At 40.3% G+C, this 19,728-nt stretch carries 11 protein-coding genes; 5 read left to right on the top strand and 6 right to left on the bottom strand.

Going from position 1 to position 19,728, the window contains the following annotated elements:
• The 6 genes from ACN1CD_RS00610 to ACN1CD_RS00585 all read right to left on the bottom strand — a co-directional run bounded on the left by ACN1CD_RS00610 (position 1) and on the right by ACN1CD_RS00585 (position 8,543).
• Entirely contained in the window at positions 1 to 612 is a 612-nt protein-coding gene (locus ACN1CD_RS00610) for a hypothetical protein (RefSeq protein ID WP_419128306.1), read from the bottom strand.
• A gap of 14 nt (positions 613 to 626) precedes the next feature.
• A complete protein-coding gene (locus ACN1CD_RS00605; RefSeq protein ID WP_419128305.1) occupies positions 627 to 2,060 on the bottom strand; it encodes a RagB/SusD family nutrient uptake outer membrane protein in 1,434 nt (477 codons plus the stop codon).
• A gap of 10 nt (positions 2,061 to 2,070) precedes the next feature.
• Complete coding sequence (locus ACN1CD_RS00600) at positions 2,071 to 5,343, bottom strand: SusC/RagA family TonB-linked outer membrane protein (protein WP_419128304.1); 3,273 nt, start codon at positions 5,341 to 5,343, stop codon at positions 2,071 to 2,073.
• Positions 5,344 to 5,346: 3 nt separating this feature from the next.
• Positions 5,347 to 6,357 carry a FecR family protein gene (locus ACN1CD_RS00595; protein ID WP_419128303.1) on the bottom strand — a complete coding sequence of 337 codons (1,011 nt, stop codon included), beginning with the start codon at positions 6,355 to 6,357 and terminating at the stop codon, positions 5,347 to 5,349.
• A gap of 121 nt (positions 6,358 to 6,478) precedes the next feature.
• The gene (locus ACN1CD_RS00590) at positions 6,479 to 7,030 is read right to left on the bottom strand and encodes an RNA polymerase sigma factor (RefSeq protein WP_419128302.1); all 552 of its coding nucleotides are present in this window, start codon (positions 7,028 to 7,030) and stop codon (positions 6,479 to 6,481) included.
• Positions 7,031 to 7,439: 409 nt separating this feature from the next.
• Positions 7,440 to 8,543 carry a GDSL-type esterase/lipase family protein gene (locus ACN1CD_RS00585; protein ID WP_419128301.1) on the bottom strand — a complete coding sequence of 368 codons (1,104 nt, stop codon included), beginning with the start codon at positions 8,541 to 8,543 and terminating at the stop codon, positions 7,440 to 7,442.
• Positions 8,544 to 8,725: 182 nt separating this feature from the next.
• Between ACN1CD_RS00585 and ACN1CD_RS00580 the strand changes: the two genes are divergently transcribed.
• The 5 genes from ACN1CD_RS00580 to ACN1CD_RS00560 all read left to right on the top strand — a co-directional run bounded on the left by ACN1CD_RS00580 (position 8,726) and on the right by ACN1CD_RS00560 (position 19,723).
• Complete coding sequence (locus ACN1CD_RS00580) at positions 8,726 to 11,569, top strand: TIM-barrel domain-containing protein (protein WP_419128300.1); 2,844 nt, start codon at positions 8,726 to 8,728, stop codon at positions 11,567 to 11,569.
• Positions 11,570 to 11,584: 15 nt separating this feature from the next.
• Entirely contained in the window at positions 11,585 to 11,788 is a 204-nt protein-coding gene (locus ACN1CD_RS00575) for a hypothetical protein (protein ID WP_419128299.1), read from the top strand.
• Positions 11,789 to 11,812: 24 nt separating this feature from the next.
• Positions 11,813 to 14,656, top strand: a complete 2,844-nt coding sequence (gene galA / locus ACN1CD_RS00570) for a beta-galactosidase GalA (protein ID WP_419128298.1) — start codon at positions 11,813 to 11,815, stop codon at positions 14,654 to 14,656.
• 245 nt (positions 14,657 to 14,901) lie between these two features.
• Positions 14,902 to 18,060, top strand: coding sequence for a SusC/RagA family TonB-linked outer membrane protein (locus ACN1CD_RS00565; RefSeq protein WP_419128297.1), 3,159 nt, complete (start codon positions 14,902 to 14,904; stop codon positions 18,058 to 18,060).
• 10 nt (positions 18,061 to 18,070) lie between these two features.
• Positions 18,071 to 19,723, top strand: a complete 1,653-nt coding sequence (locus ACN1CD_RS00560; protein WP_419128296.1) for a RagB/SusD family nutrient uptake outer membrane protein — start codon at positions 18,071 to 18,073, stop codon at positions 19,721 to 19,723.
• Positions 19,724 to 19,728: the final 5 nt, after the last annotated feature.

The raw sequence follows: 19,728 nt of genomic DNA, 5'->3' as shown, positions 1-19,728 counted from the left end.
TTAAAGGGTTAAAGCCGTTGGGCTTAATTTGTAGGCAAATGTTCTGGTTGTGCCACCTATCGCTGATTCATTGAACGTAACACTTAAATCAATTACTTTACTGGTTTCATTGTAAGTACCAGAGCCGCTTATGCCGATTTTAAAGGTACTGGCATCTTGCCGGGTTAAGGTAATATCTTGTGTTTTCACCCTAACAACACCTGTTTTGGCACCATCGAAATCGGGGAAAAACTGCAAAACCTGGTCGGCATTAATTTTAACGGTTCTGATATTGGTGCTTCCGGTTTGCGTAGCATAAAGCCGCACCATATCGAACACGGCCACGCCAGTATCAGCTACATTTGGATTGTTGAAGCCAATAAAAGTAGGATCAGAAACCGAAATGGTAGAAAAATGACTGGCAATTCTATTCGTCCAGGTATTGGTTGCCGGATCCAGGCGATAAACAAACATCTGGTAAAAAGCCACATTGGATTGAAAAACTGCAATAGCAGATGATGATGGTGTAGCTATCGGTTGCTCTGGATAAAGATCTGCTTTATCTGCAGGCTGATCTTTTTTACAGCCTAAAATAATGGTGATGGTAATGATCAGTATAAATATTTTTTTCATTTTTCTGGCTTGATTTAGTATCCCTGGTTTTGAACCATGCTTCTATTTGCAATAATGGTATTGGATGGAATCGGCATTACCAAACGGTAGTCATCGGCAGTGATGTTGCAATTTTGTGAGGTACAATCTGCACGAACAATATCTTTCTTTCTACGGGCCAAGTCATAAAGCAGGTTTCCTTCAAAGGCTAGTTCTTTCCTTCTTTCCAGCAAAACAGCATCAATTAAAAGATTTTTGGATGTTAAATTAAGAATTACCGCGCTGGCATCACCACGCCTTCTTATGGCATTTAAATCTGTATTTGCCTGAACAAAATTCGGCGTTGCCTTTTCCAGCGCAGCTTCAGCACGGATCAGGTATAATTCTGAAAGCCTTAGTACCTTAATCGGGGTTTGCCCGGTGCCGCCGGCTGCATATTTTTTGCTAAACAAGTAAGCAACTGAATTAATGCTAATGGGATTAAACATGGTTGTCGGTCTTCTTACATCACTTGCACTATATAATCCTGTAAGATCTGCTGTAGCTGCGTATTGGCGATAGGCCGTATTTGTGAGTTCGAAGTAACCACCTAAGCCTGTGCTGTTGAAAGTATTTTCGATGGCAAGTTCAAAAATAGATTCGCTGGAAGGTGCCCTGCCTGTCCAGCTTGCTACATAATTGGCATTGGTTAACAGGCTGTACTGATTGCTTTTGATTATCTCATCAGCGGTATTGTAAGCGTTATCCCAATTGTTGGCATTTAAATAAACCTTGGCTAACAATGCCTTGGCTGATAATTTAGTGAAGAAATTTTGCTTAAGTTCTCCGTTCAATACACCCTTGTTTGTATCGTCAAAACGGCTAATCGCTTCCAGCAAATCATTAATAATTACCTGATAGGTTTCTGCAACGGTAACCCGTACCGGGGCTGGATCTCCAAAAAGCTGCGGTTTTAAAATAACTGCAATGCCTACATGAGAAGCATTCGCGGTATAATTAAAAGGTCTTGCAAAAATTCGTACCAAATCAAAATGGATCAAGGCCCGAAGACACTTTGCCTCTGCAAGAATCTTTGCTTTTTCCAGATCCGATCCCGCAGCGCCAGGGGTATAAGAAATGATATTGTTTACATTATTAAGTTCATCATACAAACCAGCATAAGTATCATTCATAGGAGAGATAATTGGCGTTTGAATCACATTGTATACATCTTCCAGCCGATTATTGATAATTTTGCTATACTTGATATTTCCCGCAAGGAGGTCTGTATAAACCATAGTATTTCGCATATAATGGTATTCAGAAAGTAAATCGCTGTAAGCACCTGCCAAAGCTGTTTTGGCACCAGGCACATCTTTAAATAAATCAACGATGGATAACTTATCGCTAGGTTGTTTATCTAAAATTTTCTCGCAGGAACTGAACGTTAATGCTGCAATACAAAGTAATAGGATTATATTTCTTTTCATTTTTTTATTATTAGAGGCCAACTTTTATTCCGGCAGTGAAAGCCATGGTTTCCGGGTAAACAAATCTTCTTTCTGCGATTCCATTTCTGCCTTTTGTTCCGGCATCTTTATACACATAAAAAAGATTATTGCCATTGGCAAATACTGATAAACTGTTGAGGCGAAGTTTTTTCGTTAACGGATCAGCAAATTTGTAGCTTAATGAAACGTTAGAGAGTTTTAGGTAACTCACATCATATAAATATCTGGAAGAGTTACTCACCAATGCTCTGGTGGTTGATAATTTGGGAATATCAGTAATATCGTCAGGTCTTTGCCATCTGTCTACCAGGTTTACACTTTGGTTTCGGTTCGCCAAATTCCTGCCATCTGCCTCGTCAGCATAGTTAAATAATTGATCTGCACCGTAACTATACAAAATATTGAAAGAAAAGCTAAAGTTTTTGTAGTCGAAATTATTGAAAAAACCGCCTTGAAAATTCGGAAGCCTATCGCCCAGCACACTCGTTTCTGTAAGTGGCAATGCGTTAATTTCCTGCGCAGAACGCAACTGTCCATTGGCATCATAAAATTGTTCAAGGCCAGTCTCCGGATTTACGCCAGCCCATCTGAAACCGTAAATGGCATTCATGCTATTGCCCTCCTTTAATCCGTTTGCATCATCGCGAAAGCCGTAAATAGAGGCAAATCCATTGTTAAAAGATAGTAGCTTGTTTTTATTCGTACCCAGGTTGAAGGAAGTTCGCCAATCGAAATTTTGTTTATGAATAACAGTTGCACCAATGCTCAGCTCAAAACCCTGGTTCCGCGTTTTGCTTGTATTGGCAGAAATGGTTCCAAATCCGGTCTCTAAAGGCACAATTACCGATGAGATTAAATCATGAATGGTATTATTATAATATTCTGCGGTGATCTGAATTTTATTGAAAAGTTCCACATCTACTCCGAAGTTGAGTTTATAGTTTTTTTCCCAGCCCAGATCAGGATTTGGTGCCGCACTTCCATCAGGATTAGCGGCAAAGTTACCCGCATAGGTATTACCTGTTGCTGTTCCGAAATCATATAAACCCTTGGCAGAATAATTACCAATTCTTGAGTTACCTGTAGAACCATAAGTAGTACGTAACTTTAACAGATTTAATACTTTGTTATCTCTTAAAAAATCTTCTTTTGAAACAATCCAGGCCAAACCCAATGATCCGTTTAAGGCAACTTGTTTATCGCCGCCAAAGATGGATGATTTATCAATTCTGGCATTTACATTCAAATAATACTTTTTGTCTAAATCATAGCCCAGTTGTGAATAATAAGACACGGTAGCACTTTCAGATTTCGAAGATGCCGAGGTTTGCGAGGCAGCCCCATTTAGCGTACGCAATCGATCGAAGGTAAAACCCGTACCCGATCCCCTTAGCAAATTGGTTTCATTATCCTCTACCTGCGTACCTAATACAAAGTTAATGGTGTTTCTTTTAAAAGTTTTATCATAAGTAGCCTGCACAAATCCAGTGTAACCAAGATAGTTCCGGTCGAAGATTCTTAAACTTCCTTTCAAATTGCTTCCAGTAGCATTAAGTGCAGAAAGATATTGCGTTTGTTTATTCTGATAAGCATTGGCACCGAAGGTTCCGGAAATAGCAATTTCATTATTAATTTTATAGCTTGCATTAATATTTCCAATAAAATCCATGCCCTGGTTACGGCTTTCATTCTGATCATTAACAGCAACAGGATTGGGTACCCCCAGAAAATCTGTATAGGTTCCGTTGGTGAAAGGCGCTAAGTTTGGAGGCAAAATAACGGCACCAAAACTGGAAAGTGTATTGCTTTTTGTAACCGTAGGACTCAGGTTAAAACCAACGCTGAATTTATCGCTGATTTTATGATCTACTTTTAAGCGAAGATAAATTTTGGTAAGGTCGTTATTTAGTGCACTCGATTGCTGGTCTCTATAACCTGTTGAAAAGCGGAAAGTTGTAGACGGAGAACCACCTGAAATATCAATGGCAGCATTATGATAAATGGCATTTCTGGAAGTAAGATCTAACCAATCTGTATTTGTTGTTGGGCTTCCGGCTTGTTGCGAAGCTAGCGTAGCCGGCACTCCATCATTAATATAAGCTTCGCGTAACAAACTATAATATTGCGGGCCACTTAACCATTTATATTTATTTATAAATTGTGCTACCCCGGTATCATAACTAAAATTTACTGCCGTACGACCTTCTTTCCCGCCTTTAGTAGTGATAATGATTACACCATTAGCAGCGTTAGCGCCGTAAAGTGCAGATGCAGTGGCATCTTTTAATATGGAAATACTTTTAATATCATCGGGATTTATACTCGACAGTGGGTTTAAATAACTTTCATTCGAAAAACTCGAATTTTCGTTACCTCGTTGTTGTTCATAAATAGGAATCCCATCTATTACATAAAGTGGCTGACTTGACGTAGTTCTGGAGCCATTAATGGCTGGCAAGGACCCCTGACCGCGGATATAAATTTTTACTGGTGTGTTTAATTCTGTTGTGGTTTCAACTTGCACCCCAGCCACCAGACCTTCCAGCATCTTATCAAAACTTTCTATAGGCCGGTCGGTTTGCAGTCGCTGTGCGCTTACCTGTGCAATACTTCCAACTACATCTTCCCGGCGCTTATCACGGGTGTAAGATCCGGTTACCACAATCTCATCCATTCCGAAAGAATCATTCTCCATTACTACGCTAAAGAAAACCTGTTTACCAACTTTTACCTCTTGCGGTTTCATACCGATATAATTAAATACTAGTATTATTTCGCTAATGTTGGCCTCATTAAGCTGATAGATAAACTCTCCTTTATTGTTGGTAACAGCGCCCTGGCGGGTTCCTTTAATAAAAACGTTTACTCCCGGAAGAGGGCTCCCGGTTTCTCTATCGGTTACCCGGCCAGAGATGGAGCGTTTAGGAACACGTACTTTCCTGATGCCTTTCCGAATGGCAATAGCATTACCACTTACTTCAAAATCTAAACCCAACTGATCGGAAAGACTTTTTAAAAGATCGGCCAGGGTAGAACTTCCACTTGAAGATAAGCTTTGATTAATATTTATTTCGTTGGAATCGTAATTAAATTTATAACCCGTTTGTTTCTCAATGTCGGCTAAAACAATTGGTAGAAGCACTGATTTTCTGTTTAGCGTTACTATAGTTTTTTCTGGATTCTTTGTTTGTCCGAAACAGTGATAACTGGCCATAACCAGCAGTATGAGCGTAAATAAATAACAGGGGGAAGTTTTCTTCATTTTTTATTTAAGAATTATGTTTTGTTTGTCTTGACTGAATGTTAAATTTCTGGCGAAACAGATGTTTTTTATAATAGTCAGGTAATCTGTTTTATTAAAAGTTCCGGTGTATTGCCATTGGCCGGAATGGCTATTGTCTATAAGGGTTATCCCGTAAGTATTTTTAATTTTTAAGGCAATTTCTTCAAAGCCTGAATTGTTAAAAATCAGCGTTCCAGCTTTCCAGTCAATTTCTTCATTTGCGTTAATAGTTTGTAAGCTTAAGCTACTTTCAGCTCTGTTAAAAACAGCTTTTTGATTTGGCTGAAGCCGTATTCCGCCAGACTTAGAACTGGTACTAACGGCTATGCTTCCTTCAAATAATGCGATTTCTATATTTTTACTTTCCGGATAAGCATCTATATTGAATTTCGTTCCGTAAACAGTGGTTTTTGTTGCGCCTGCAGTTACGATAAATTGCCGTGTGCTATCTTTGGAAACCTCAAAAAATGCCTCACCAATAAGAGAAACTGATCGCTTATTACCCTGAAATATTTTTGGGTATTTTATTGAACTATTTGCATTTAGTGTTACTGTGGTACCATCGCTTAATGACACAATTAACATCTTGCCACTACTGGTTTTTCTGGTGATGTAGGTTTGTGGCTGATTCACACCTGGCTTGATGAGGAAAAACACGCCGCCAAAAACCGCTATTAAAAAAACAGCCATTGCGGCAAACCAAAACCGGAGTGGGGCTTTGTCTCGCTCAGTTTTTACGAATTGTTCTGGCGAGGATGTTGATCCAAGAAATTGATCAAAGCGTTCAAATTCGAGATGCAATTCTTCATCAGGCAGCCTGAGGTACAAAGCAGCCAATAGTTGCTCTGCATTATAAATTTCATCGAGCTTTTCAGGGTGATGACTGATCCATTCTTCCCAGAATTTTACAGCAGTCTGATCACTTTCAAGATAATAAGCATTGAAGGATTCGTCAGCGGCAAAATCTTCCGCATGATAGGAGTGATAATCCATATTGGTGTTTAAAATAGATGTTAGTGTGGTTTACTATTGATAAGAGACCCTTAACATTCTTTTTTACCAGAAAAATCTGAATTATTTTTTAATAACTTTATAACATGCTGTAAAATAGCACTTAATCTTCGCTTGATGGGCGCTTTAAACCAACCCGTAAGCTACTCAACGCCATGTGGACGTGGTTATAGATGGTTCTGGGCTTTAGCTGTAATTGGGCGGCAATGGATTCATAACTTAAACCCTGATAAAATTTCATGGAAATAATATCCCTTTGGGTGGGTGTGAGTTTATTGATGGCACTCCAGATTTGAAGCTTCTGTTCTTCGAAATATTGTGATTCAATCAAAAGCTGCTCATACGCATACTCTTTTAACAAAGAAATTTCCGGCTGATTTTCTATTTTTTCAACCTGCTGATCTTGTTTAATTTGTTTTAAAACACGGTTGCGGACGGATGTTTTGAGATAGGCTTTAACTTGAACAACTTCACTTAAATTCTCGCGGTTATCCCATAGGTCACAAAAAAGTTCGTGAAGAATATCTTTCACCTTTTCCTTATCTGGCAGAATCCGAAAGGCATGTGCATAAAGTTCCTGATAGCAATCCTGATAAAGGGTTTTCATTGCTGTATTACTACCATTCCGAATACTTTGCCAAAGATCAGCTTGCATGTTGCTAAACATAGTTTCCCCTAAAAGAATCAGGATAAACTCAATTAAAAATAAATAATATGTTAATGTTTTGCTAGCAGGATTTTACCGAGCGGCTAAGATACAAGAATTGGTGAAATAATTAGCGTGCATTAAATCGGTTTAACTTATTTATAGTAATACTTCAATAGATTTTACATCACTATTTCCATTCCGGATTATTGATCCAGTCTTCAGGAAATCCAGAGTAATTTAATCAGCTATTGAAAGTGGAAGCTTATCGTATTACAAATTTTATGGCAAAAGAAAGCCCCTCAAGTTGCGCATGAATCAGAGGCTTGCGAGGGATTGTTATCATGAAATTAATTTAGTTGATAAAATGAAATTTTCTTTAACATATTAATATTTTGATTATCAATCCTCACATACCTTATTTCAACATTGCCCGATAAAATGGGTAAAGCTCATCCGCCAGGATTAAATGATCTGTCACACTTGGATGACTGGTACATCCATGTGGATCCATCGGTTTAAAGAAAAAAGTTTTCACTTCCCGATCTTGGGGATACAAGGCATCGACCTGGTTTTTAATCTCTACAAGTAATTGCTCAAATACCTCTTGTTGCGCTCCCTTTACCATCGGGCTGCTTAATATCGCGATCTGAGCCTTCGGATATTTAGATTTAATCAGTTTAATAAAGTTTACATAACGTTTCATAAACAATGAATCATCAAAAGGTTTCCTAACAGATTTACCATCACCAGTACTAAAATCGTTGGTGCCGAGCGCAATGCTTACAATTGCCGGACTGTAGGTTTTAAAATCCCATTGCTGTTTGGTATTGGCGTGGAAATCGAGGTGCTCATACACATCAGGCATCGCCGGGCCATCTGCATTCCAGGTTCTGTAAATTCCAATCCCACTCACACTGCTCATTAAATAATTTAGACCTAATTTTCTCGCCACTCTTGGTCCGTAAGCCAGGTAAGCATTGTGTTGATCATGGTAATCTCCCGTTCCACAAGGATAATCTGTAGTATCAGAAGCAGCGCCACAAGTAATACTATTGCCAATAAACTCAATCAGTGGAGCTTTCGGAACAGTAAGTGCCTTAACTTTTCTGGCCACAATGTTCCCTATTAAAATGGCGCCGGTGTGTGCTTCGGTTGCTTTATAAATCCAGATCGTATGTTCACCCTTTCCTGTCGCTTTTATCGTGATTGGCCTGGGTTTATTTCCATCTATCCGGATCCGTTTTTGGTAAACACCATCAATTTCATATTGCAAATAGTTATGTTCCCAGGCATTCGGCACATCTGCAAAAATAACACAGCTATCTCCGCTAAATTTAAAGCCAAAATGTGCTGCAGAACTAATTAGTTCTAGCTTTTTCGCTACGTTAATAATTGTTCTGCCAAAAGGTTTAAGCGCCGAAGCGTGGAGGGTATCTATACCTTTATCAAAGCCAATTGCCCGGGCAGAATTAAGGAAAAAAAAGGATAAGGCAAGCAGTGGGAAAATCTTAAGTTTCATTGGTTAGCAGTTTTCGATTCACAAGATATATAAATTAAAAAGCGAAATGGTCTAACGATAAAAAACTATCAACTAATGCTGAAAAAGTATGAAACTATTGTGCCGGAGACATTTACTTTAGTCTATTGATAACCAAATGTTCTTGCTTACCATTCTACCGATGGCCAGCTAAGTTAAAATCTATGAGAAAATATACCTTTTTGCTGGCTACAACAGCGATTCTATTGTCATTTCCATTGTACAGTTTCTCACAGAACCTGCACTACCAAAAAACAAATCAAGGCATAATTGTTAGGCCGGAAATGAGCTCGGCAAATGTTGGGAAACAGATTAAGATAGATGTTATTTCTGATCAGATCATTCATACGGTGATCTCTCCAAATGATGAGTTTTCAACCGAACCAAGTTTAATGGTGCTTCCGGTTAAAGCCAATGCCGATTGGACGGTGACCGAAAATCAAGATCAGATTCAGCTTAAAACGAAGTTGCTGCTGGTTAAAGTAGATGTTAAAACTGGCCAGATTCAATACCAGCACCTAGATGGTAAAAATATTCTCGAAGAAAAAACACAAGTTTCACGGTCGTTTAGTGCTGTTTCAAATGATGGCGAAGCCAGCTATCAGATCACACAAACATTTAATTCTCCTGCTGATGAAGCACTTTACGGTTTAGGTCAGCATCAGGATGATATGATGAATTACAAAGGCAAACAGGTCGTCCTGCTTCAAAACAATACCGATGTTGCCATTCCGTTTTTACTCAGCAATAAGAATTATGGCATTTTGTGGGACAATTATGCCATCACCAAAGTGGGCGATGTTAGGGATTATCAGCCACTTTCTAACCTGGCGTTATTTTCGAAGGAAGGAAATCAGGGCTGGTTAACGGCAACTTACACCGATCAGAAAAACAATAAAAAACCCATTCAAAGAGCCGAATCAGAGATCAGTTATTCCTTTTTGAGTGATATGAAAAAATTTCCGGATAGCTTTAAACTGGCCGATGGAATTGTGAAATGGGAAGGCAAAATCGCTTCCGGTTCTTCCGGCCTCCACCAGTTTAGTGTGAAATATGCGGGTTACATCAAAGTGTGGATCAATGGTGAACTGTTGGTTGATAAGTGGCGGCAGGCCTGGAATCCGGGTTCGGCTGTTGTAGGTGCCGAAATGTTAAAAGATAAAAAGTATGATTTTAAAATAGAGTGGGTTCCTGATGGAGGTGAATCTTACCTGGCGGTGAAATGTCTGGTTCCAGTAGCCAAAGCAGAAGCAGATCAATATGCTTTTTCTTCTGAAGCAGGTGATGAAATCAATTATTATTTTGTGTCGGGCGCTAATGCGGATGAAGTGATTAGCGGTTATAGAACGCTCACTGGCAAGGCCGTGCTGATGCCTAAATGGGCAATGGGTTTTTGGCAAAGCAGAGAAAGGTATAAAACACAGGCAGAATTGCTGGATGTGGTGAAAGAATACCGGGCACGTAAAATTCCGCTGGATAACGTCGTCCTCGACTGGCAATACTGGAAACCAGATAGCTGGGGCACACATGAATTTGATAAAAGTCGTTTCCCTGATGCAGATGCCATGATCAAAATCCTGCATGATACCTACCACACCCATTTAATGGTATCTGTTTGGCCAAAGTTTTATAGCGGCAATGCCAATTATGACCTCATGAATAAAAATGGCTTTTTGTATAAACGCAACATTGCCGATGGCAGAAAAGACTGGCTTGGTTATCCTTCTACTTTTTATGATGCCTTTAATCCAAAAGCCAGAAGCCTGTTCTGGAGCCTGATGAATAAATCGCTATATACCAAAGGAGTAGATGCCTGGTGGATGGACGCTACAGAACCAGATATTCATTCCAATCTACCTGTAGACGAGCGTAAGCAACTGATGAATCCTAATTTCTTAGGGTCAGCAACCAAATACTTTAATGCCTTTCCTTTGCAAAATTCTAAAGGGGTTTATGAAGGGCAGCGGGAAGCCAACCCGAACAACCGCGTATTTATTTTAACACGCTCGGCTTATGGGGGTTTGCAACGTTACGCGGCTGCCACCTGGAGCGGAGACATTGCCTCGAGATGGGAAGACATGAAATCGCAAATTGCTGCGGGCATTAACTTCTCTCTATCTGGTTTGCCTTACTGGACAATGGATATTGGTGGTTTTTCTGTTGAAAGAAGATATGAAAAACCCAATGCCGCTAATCTGGCCGAATGGCGGGAACTTAACACAAGGTGGTACCAGTTTGGTGCTTTTGTGCCTTTGTTCAGGTCGCACGGGCAATTTCCTTTCCGCGAAATTTATAACATTGCACCGCCTGAACACGCTGCCTATAAAAGCATGTTGTTCTACAACAAATTGCGCTACCGTTTGATGCCCTATATTTATTCGCTGGCCGGAAATGCCTATCAGAAAGACCACACCATGATGCGTGGTTTGATGATGGATTATGCCGCAGATGCAAAGGTGAACAACATTGGAGATCAATATCTTTTTGGCCCATCATTAATGATCAACCCGGTTTATCAATATGGTGCAACCAGCAGAAAAGTTTATTTACCCGGGCAAAACGGCTGGTACGATTTGTACACCGGAACCTATGTTAAAGGTGGGCAAACCATTACCGCCAAGGCACCATATAGCCAAATGCCGGTTTATGTAAAAGCAGGTTCCATTATTCCTTACGGTCCGGAAATTCAATATACCGCAGAGAAACCTGCTGATCCCATTACCCTTTACATTTACACTGGCCGGGATGCTACATTTACCCTTTATGAAGATGACGGCACAAGTTATGGCTATGAAAAAGGAGCATTTACAACCATCGATCTAAAATATAGTGAAAGCGATAAAACACTGACCATTGCAGATCGAAAAGGCAGTTTCAAAGGCATGCTGGAAAACAGAACTTTTCACATCATCCGGATTACGCCGAAGAAAGCAAAGCCATTAGATTTTAATCAAACACCAGAAAAAACGCTTCGATATATGGGTAGACAAATCAACGTTAAATTTTAAATATGCAGCGGCTGATTGGTACCTGGATTTTATTGCTGTTTTGCACTTAAAGACAATGGTGCTTTTTCTCAAAAAGTATTTGTTAATGGTAAAACAACTAGTTATTCAGCTGGCGGACCAGCACATCCAGAAAAAATTAAAGCCCTTTCAGGCATCACTACCGATAAAATCAAATTTGAATCGGCACCTTATTCTGTTCAATATCTTTTAGTTGAATAATCTGCTCACTTAGCCCACTAAACCATGAAAATATTTCTCCGCTTTTTATTAATAATCATTTGCCTTTCAAAATTTGCTCAGGCACAAACCGGAGTAGAAAAAGGGCGTGAACACTTACTGATTGATACGGGCTGGCGTTTTGCACTTGGTCATCCGTTCGATACCCAAAAGGATTATCAAAACGGCACAAGTTATTTTTCTTACCTGGCCAAAACTGGTTATGGTGATGGCGCCGCAGCTGCTGGCTTTGACGACCGTACCTGGCGAAAGCTCGATTTACCTCATGATTGGGCCGTAGCGCAACCTTTTAGTGAGAAAGCCAGTTTCAGTCATGGTTTTAAAGCTATCGGCCGGAATTTCCCTGACGCGAGCGTGGGTTGGTATCGCAAATCTGTTTTTATCCCGAAAGGTGATTTGGGAAGAAAAATCAGCATCGCTTTTGATGGCGTTTTCCGGAATTCGATTGTTTGGGTAAATGGCCATTATCTTGGGAACGAACCAAGCGGTTACCTCGGTTTTGAATACGACATTACCGATTACCTGAATTATGGTGGTGAAAATGTAATTGCCGTCAGGGTAGATGTAACCATGGAAGAAGGCTGGTTTTACGAGGGCGCCGGGATTTATCGCCACGTTTGGCTGAACAAAAATAATCCACTACATGTGGCGCCAAACGGAACCTTTGTACAGAGTACAGTTAATAGCAACAATGCGCTAATTGCAGCGAGCGTTATTTTAAAGAATGATGCCTTAACCACTTCAAAATTTAACATCACACAGGAAATTATTGATGCAGCTGGAAAAGTAGTGGCTTCAGGGAATTTAGAAAATCTCAGGATGAAGGCTTTAGAAGCACATGAATTTTCATTAAAGATTGCACTTAATGATCCTCAGCTATGGGATTTAGAAAAACCGTATTTGTATCAAATGATGACAAAAATAAGCGTTGATGGGCGAATTGTAGACACTTATAAGACACCCTTTGGCATCAGAACCATCCATTTCGATGCGAATAAAGGCTTCTTTCTGAATGGAAAACGCGTTCAAATTAAAGGCACCAATAACCATCAGGATCATGCCGGGCTTGGTGTAGCGTTGCCCAATGAATTGCAATATTTCAGAATCAGTAAGTTAAAGGAATTAGGAAGCAATGCCTACCGTTGTTCGCATAATCCGCCAACGGTAGAATTACTCGAAGCTTGTGATCGTTTGGGCATGCTCGTAATTGATGAAAATCGGTTAATGGGTATTAACGATCTACATTTAAACGACTTAAAAAGACTGATCATCCGTGACCGTAACCACCCCAGCATTATCAGCTGGTCTATTGGGAATGAAGAATGGAACATTGAAGGGAACATTACCGGAGCCAGGATTGCCACCACCATGCAAGCCTATGTGAAAACCATTGATAGCTGCAGGGCCGTAACTGCCGCCATCAGCGGTGGGATTGGCAATGGCATTTCTACCGTGATTGATCTTTTAGGTTATAACTATGTGGCCACCAAAAATACCGATGAACAGCATCAGAAATATCCTGCGCAATTAAGCTGGGGAACAGAAGAGGGCTCTACTGTGGCCAGCCGGGGTTTATATGTAGATAACAGACCGAGAAATGAATTGGCAGCTTATGATGTTAAACAAAATGATAACTTTTTGAGCCTGGAAAATGGATGGAAGCATTATGCCGCCCGCCCTTACCTGGCCGGAATGTTCATCTGGACAGGCTTTGATTATCGCGGCGAACCCACTCCTTTTGGCTGGCCATCGGTACTTTCTTATTTCGGCATGCTCGATTTATGTGGTTTTCCAAAAGATAGTGCCTGGTATCTGAAGTCTTGGTGGACAGATCAGCCTACCGTGCATATCCTGCCATACTGGAACTGGCAAGGTGAAGAAAATAAGCCTAAAGAAGTTTGGGTGTACAGCAATTGCGATGAAGTAGAATTGCTCCTGAATAAACGCAGTCTGGGTAAAAAGCGCATGGAAAAAAATGGCCATTTAACCTGGACGGTTAATTATAGGCCAGGTGTGCTGGAAGCCGTTGGCTTTAAAAATGGAAAAAAAATTCAAAGTGATTTAGTCAAAACAACCAATGCTCCGGTACGGGTTTCGGTAACACAAGAAAAAATACCTGTAGAGAACCCAAATATTGCCATCTTCACTGTGGCGGTTAAAGATGCATCAGGCAATGTGGTGCCCACTGCGGTTAACGAAATAGATTTCCAGGTGAGCGGGCCTGCCAGGATTATAGGCGTAGGAAATGGCAATCCAACTTCATTAGAGGCAGATCAGTTTATTGAGCAGATTGAGGTCATCAAGATTAATCACCTCGAAGAAAAGGCCATCTCCAATATAGATAACCTGATTGAAATCGATAAAAGTCAGCAAAAATGGGAAGCTGCCTTTACGCAGGAACGGACACAGGATTTTGGGAAAAAAGTAAAAGCTTTAGCTTATCAGGGTGATTTCGATCTTCCTTATTGGAATGACCAAAACAAAATTACCTTTTTCTACAAGAGCCTCGGAAGAGAACAATCTATTTATATCAACGGTAAAAACCTGGCCTCAAAGATTCCGGCAAGTGAAAAGGGAAATCGTTTTGTTCTTGATCGTTCAGTGCTAAAAGTCGGAAAAAACACCATCACCATTCTGTCCACTCCATTACTAAAGAAGAACAGCTGGGATGTTATTAATTCAGATCTGGGTGCCATTCAGCTGTACACACCAGCCGCAAAATGGAAAAGAAAACTTTTCAGTGGTTTTGCACAGGTAATCATGCAGAAAACACCGGGACAAAATGATGTATTTTTAAAAGCTTCAGGCTCCGGATTAAAACCGACAAATCTGAAGGTAAAATTTAAGTAAGCTAATGTTGTTTAATTGGTGTAAGTGATAGGAAATGAGAATGATGAAGGCAATACATTAATTCTTTTCAGCAAAAAAGTACAACACGAGCTTTTCTTGCTTTATGCTGATAATGATTGCTTTAGTTGTTCTTTATTAATGCAGATGTCTTTTTTTAACTAGGTTAAGTTAAAATACTATTACAAATGTTTCTATTAAGGGTGGTAAATTTGAGTAAAAATACAACTAACCCAAATATAAACATTATGTATAAAACGTTACGAGCAACCATGCTGTGTGTCGTATTTCTGGCTTCGCTATTCCCTGCGCTGGCACAGAACACTACAAGCAGACAAATTTCAGGAACTGTTTCAGACGAGAAAGGTACTACACTGCCCGGTGCAGTGGTTTCAGTAAAAGGCTCAAAAACAGCAGTTTCTACCTCATCAGATGGTAAATATGTTATTACCGTTCCAACAGGATCAGCCATCACATTGGTCTTCTCTTTCATTGGCCTTACCAGGCAAGAGGTTTTGGTAGGAAACAGAAATGCCATCAATATTGTGCTTAAATCGGCTACAACAGACTTATCTGATGTAGTGGTAATTGGCTATGGAAGTCAGAAAAGAGGCGATGTTAATGGTGCAATTTCTTCTGTTAAGGCAGCAGATATTGCCAATGTTCCCCAGGTAAGTATCGATCAGATGCTTCAGGGAAAGGCATCCGGCGTAACCATTACTCAAAACTCAGGTGCGCCAGGGAGTTCGACTTCCGTTCGGGTACGCGGTGTAACTTCACTTAGTTTATCCAATGAACCTTTATATGTAATTGATGGGGTGCCGATTTCCGGCGATGCGACCAATCAGGCCACCAGTGGTAGAACTGTGGGTTTATCGCCAAACAATGGCGAATCTGCTGTGAGTCCGCTTTCTGCCATCAATCCAAGTGATATCGAATCCATAGACGTATTAAAAGATGCTTCTGCTACCGCCATTTACGGAAGCCGGGCATCAAATGGTGTAATTATCATCACCACCAAACGGGGTAAAAATGGTTCGGCAAGAGTTACTTACGATGGCTATGGCGCCATTTCACAACAAGGGAAGTTTCTGGATGTGATGAATCTTCAGCAGTATGCCGTATTACAAAATGCATTGGCAGATGTAACCGGCGTTCAGCGGAGATCTGAATTTGCAGACCCTAATTTATTGGGAAAAGGTACAGACTGGCAAGATGAAATTTTCAGAAATGCGGCCATGCAAAATCATCAGCTAGGTATATCTGGCGGTAAAGATGGCTTAGATTATTACTTATCCGGAGGTTATCTTAAACAAGATGGTACGATCTTAGGCAGTGATTATAAAAGATACACTTTCCGTTCTAACATCAACAGCCAGGTAAAGCCATGGTTAAAAGTTGGCTTGTCTTTATTTGGTAGTCGTTCAAATGAAAACCAGGGCTTATCTAACAATACCGGTGTGGTTTATAATGCGCTTTTAAGTGCGCCTGATCAAGCCGTTAGAAATCCCGATGGCTCTTTTGCCGGCCCGATTCCAAATTCAAATCAGCAAGGTGGACAAATTAATCCGGTTGCACAGTCTTTGGATATCACCAACGTTTTAAATAGAAGTAATGTTAATGGTGCATTTTATGGTGAGATTAAGTTCTCAAAAGATCTGACATTAAGATCGGAAGTAAACGGCGATTTCAATTATTCTGCAGCCCGGGTATTTACGCCAACTTACCAATATGGAATTTTTGGAAACCAGACCGCCAGATTACAGGAATACAATTCAAATACCACATATTGGGGTTGGAAAGAGTATTTAACCTATGCACATACCTTCGGGAAACATAACCTTACTGCGCTTTTGGGTTATGAAGTAAATGAACAATCATGGGGAGGCACAGATGCTTCCATCCAAAAGTTTTTAAGCAATGATTTGCAAACGCTTGGTTTAGGAGACCTTAAAACAGCCATTATTGGTGAGTACAAAGACAGTCAGGCTTTAGAATCTTATTTTGCGCGTGGTATTTACACTTACAACAATAAATACAGCTTAACGGCAACCATTCGTTCAGATAAATCATCCAAATTTGTAGAAGGAAAACAAACTGGTTATTTCCCGGCATTTGCAGTTTCGTGGCGCCTTTCTGATGAATCTTTCATGGCTGGCCTGAAGGATATTGCGGATAATATTAAATTCAGATTGGGTTATGGAGAAGTGGGAAATCAGAATTTGCCAAATTACCAGTACGGATCTGCCTTAACACCAGTGGTTACTGGATTAGGTACCGGTTTTGCTGTTGATAAAGTGGCTAACCCTAACTTAACCTGGGAGAGTGCCATACAAACCAATGCGGGGATTGATTTTAGCTTAGCCAAAGGCAGAATCGATGCCTCTTTCGATTATTTCAATAAAACATCAAAAGATTTCCTTTTCCAAAAACCACTTCCGGCTTATTTGGTTGGGCAACCAGCCGCTTATTCTGGCACAGGAGTAATTAGTCCACCTTATATTAATGGTGGTAAAGTAAGCAACAAAGGTTTCGATTTTACATTAAACAGCAAAAACTTAACGGGTAATTTCAAATGGCATACTACCCTCATCCTTTCAAAATACACCAATAAGGTATTGTCTCTGGCAGATGGTGTTCCTTTTATCGATGGAAAAATTAACGTAAGCTTCTTGCAGATGACGGTAACCAGAACACAGGTAGGTGGATCAATCGGAGAATTTTACGGTTACAAAGTGAAGGATATTTTCCGTACCGATGCACAGTTGAGAAATGCGCCTGTTCAGTTTGCAAGACCAATAGCTAACAATAGCGCAGGTACCTGGTTAGGTGATATCCAATATGAAGACATTAACGGAGATGGTAAAATTGATGAGCTGGATCAGACCTCATTAGGCAATCCAAATCCAAAATTCACTTACGGCATTACCAATAATTTCTCTTTTAAATCTTTCGACTTATCGATCTTTTTAAATGGTTCTTATGGAGCTAAAATCTATAACGCATTAAATTATCAGTTGCAAGGGCTTTCTGGTCAATACCAAAATCAACTGGCATCTGCCATTAATTTCTGGACACCAACAAACACAAGTTCTAACATCCCTGCACCAAGAGGTGGAGATAATCCGAACCTTAAAAGTTCAGACCGTTTTATAGAAACCGGTTCATTCTTAAGGGTTCAGAATGTAAACCTGGCTTATAATATTCCACAGGAAATTATCCGCAAGGCTAAACTAAACAGGTTAAAAGTTTTCGCCAGTGTGCAAAACCTGTATGTATTTACGAAATACAAAGGGCTTGACCCAGAGGTAGGTAATCAGAACTATAACGTGTTTTTAACCAATGTAGATAGTGGTAGATACCCGATTCCACGCACGTTTACTTTTGGACTTAATGCAGAATTTTAACTATAAAAACATGAAGACATATATAAAATATTCCCTTGCAATTGCTGTGCTTACCATGACTACGGTAACCAGTTGTAAAAAAGAATTTTTCGATCGGCCGCCACAAAGCTCCATCACTTTAGATAACTTTTACAAAACTGCCGATCAGGTATCATCAAGCACCAACATTCTTTATAGTGCAGCCTGGTTTGGCTGGGTAACTAAAGGTGGGTGGGCCATTACAGAAATGGCCGGCGGAAACGGCCGTTCTTATTCTTCTGATGTGGCTAACTTTGGAAACTTCTCGGTAACAGATGGCAACAGTGAACTGGCTAATGCATACAATTCTTTATGGATCGTAGTTGCACAATCGAATGCGATTATTAACAACTTGCCTGCTAAAGTTCCAGCTACTGTAGATAGAAAAGTGGTTAACCAGGCTTTAGGAGAAGCGCGTTTATTCAGAGCCCTTTCTTATTTCCATTTGGTGAGGCTTTTTGGCAATGTGCCAATTATTGAAAACACCCTGGATTATGTAGAAAATTTCCAGGTAAATACCAACCCGGTAACTGATGTGTACAAATTTATTCTGAACGATCTGAAATTTGCAGAGGCCAATTTAATCCCTCAAATCAGAAGTGGAAATTCACTAGCTCAGGGTCGCGTTTCGAGTGGATCTGCAACTGCATTACTGGCTAAAGTTTACCTCTACATGCAGGATTATACAAACGCACGTGCTGCGGCAGAGAAAGTAATTTCGAGTGGCGAATTTAAATTATACGGTGCTGATGTTCCTGGCAAAGAGTTCAAGGATCTGTTTTTAACCGCCAATAATAATAACGAAGAATCGGTAATTGCATTGCAATGGGCAGGTGCAGGTGGTTATGGCAAGGGTAATCCTTTACAAGCTTCCTGGGCAGCCAATACGTCCATTACCGGAACCGGAGATGGATACGGCGTTTTAGGAGTAACATTTGATGCTTTATTTGCTTTTCAACAGGATGATAAACGTTTTAAACCAACCATTATGGTAACGGGATCAAACTATCCGGAAATCAATCAGGCGGCGGGCGGTTATACCCATCAGGCCAACCAAGGACAGGGAACAAGTGCTTTCGTTAAAAAATATGTAGTGGGTACACCTGCAGATAATGGTGGCATTGGCTCTGCACAATCTTCAAACAATAATACTTACATGATGCGTTATGCAGAAGTTTACCTGATTCTTGCCGAATCGATTATGGGTACTTCCAGAAACAGCACAAACCCTCAGGCTCTAGCGGCAATCAATAAAATCAGAACCCGTGCCGGCCTTGGTAACCTTACCGAAATCAGACGTGGTTATTTTACTGCCAACAATACGCCAGGCAAACCATCAAATGCACCTGCGCAGTTCTATCGCGATGATATTCTGGAAGAACGCAGACGTGAATTTATGTTTGAGTTTGATTATTGGTTCGATTTAGCTCGCCTGGATGGATTTAATGTAAGCAACCATCCTAATGCCATTACCATTATTAATCAACAGGATCGTGGTGCGGGTGATAACAGTGTGCCTTCAAACAGTTTTGGAAATGGCTATTACAGCATGACGAACAGTAAATTCCTGTTCCCTTTCCCGGCAACAGAAGTAGCCTCGAATCCTAAATTAATTCAACCACCAGTTCCTTATGTTTTTAAATAAAATGA

Origin of the sequence: Pedobacter sp. N23S346 (assembly GCF_048515415.1) — a bacterium.
Classification (GTDB): domain Bacteria; phylum Bacteroidota; class Bacteroidia; order Sphingobacteriales; family Sphingobacteriaceae; genus Pedobacter.
This window is presented reverse-complemented; position numbering and strand designations above follow the sequence as displayed.

What these genes read in the sequence shown, in the direction of transcription:
- ACN1CD_RS00610 (WP_419128306.1), bottom strand. Translation starts at nt 612, where the DNA reads ATGAAAAAAATATTTATACTGATCATTACCATCACCATTATTTTAGGC.
- ACN1CD_RS00605 (WP_419128305.1), bottom strand. Translation starts at nt 2,060, where the DNA reads ATGAAAAGAAATATAATCCTATTACTTTGTATTGCAGCATTAACGTTC.
- ACN1CD_RS00600 (WP_419128304.1), bottom strand. Translation starts at nt 5,343, where the DNA reads ATGAAGAAAACTTCCCCCTGTTATTTATTTACGCTCATACTGCTGGTT.
- ACN1CD_RS00595 (WP_419128303.1), bottom strand. Translation starts at nt 6,357, where the DNA reads ATGGATTATCACTCCTATCATGCGGAAGATTTTGCCGCTGACGAATCC.
- ACN1CD_RS00590 (WP_419128302.1), bottom strand. Translation starts at nt 7,030, where the DNA reads ATGCAAGCTGATCTTTGGCAAAGTATTCGGAATGGTAGTAATACAGCA.
- ACN1CD_RS00585 (WP_419128301.1), bottom strand. Translation starts at nt 8,543, where the DNA reads ATGAAACTTAAGATTTTCCCACTGCTTGCCTTATCCTTTTTTTTCCTT.
- ACN1CD_RS00580 (WP_419128300.1), top strand. Translation starts at nt 8,726, where the DNA reads ATGAGAAAATATACCTTTTTGCTGGCTACAACAGCGATTCTATTGTCA.
- galA (WP_419128298.1), top strand. Translation starts at nt 11,813, where the DNA reads ATGAAAATATTTCTCCGCTTTTTATTAATAATCATTTGCCTTTCAAAA.
- ACN1CD_RS00565 (WP_419128297.1), top strand. Translation starts at nt 14,902, where the DNA reads ATGTATAAAACGTTACGAGCAACCATGCTGTGTGTCGTATTTCTGGCT.
- ACN1CD_RS00560 (WP_419128296.1), top strand. Translation starts at nt 18,071, where the DNA reads ATGAAGACATATATAAAATATTCCCTTGCAATTGCTGTGCTTACCATG.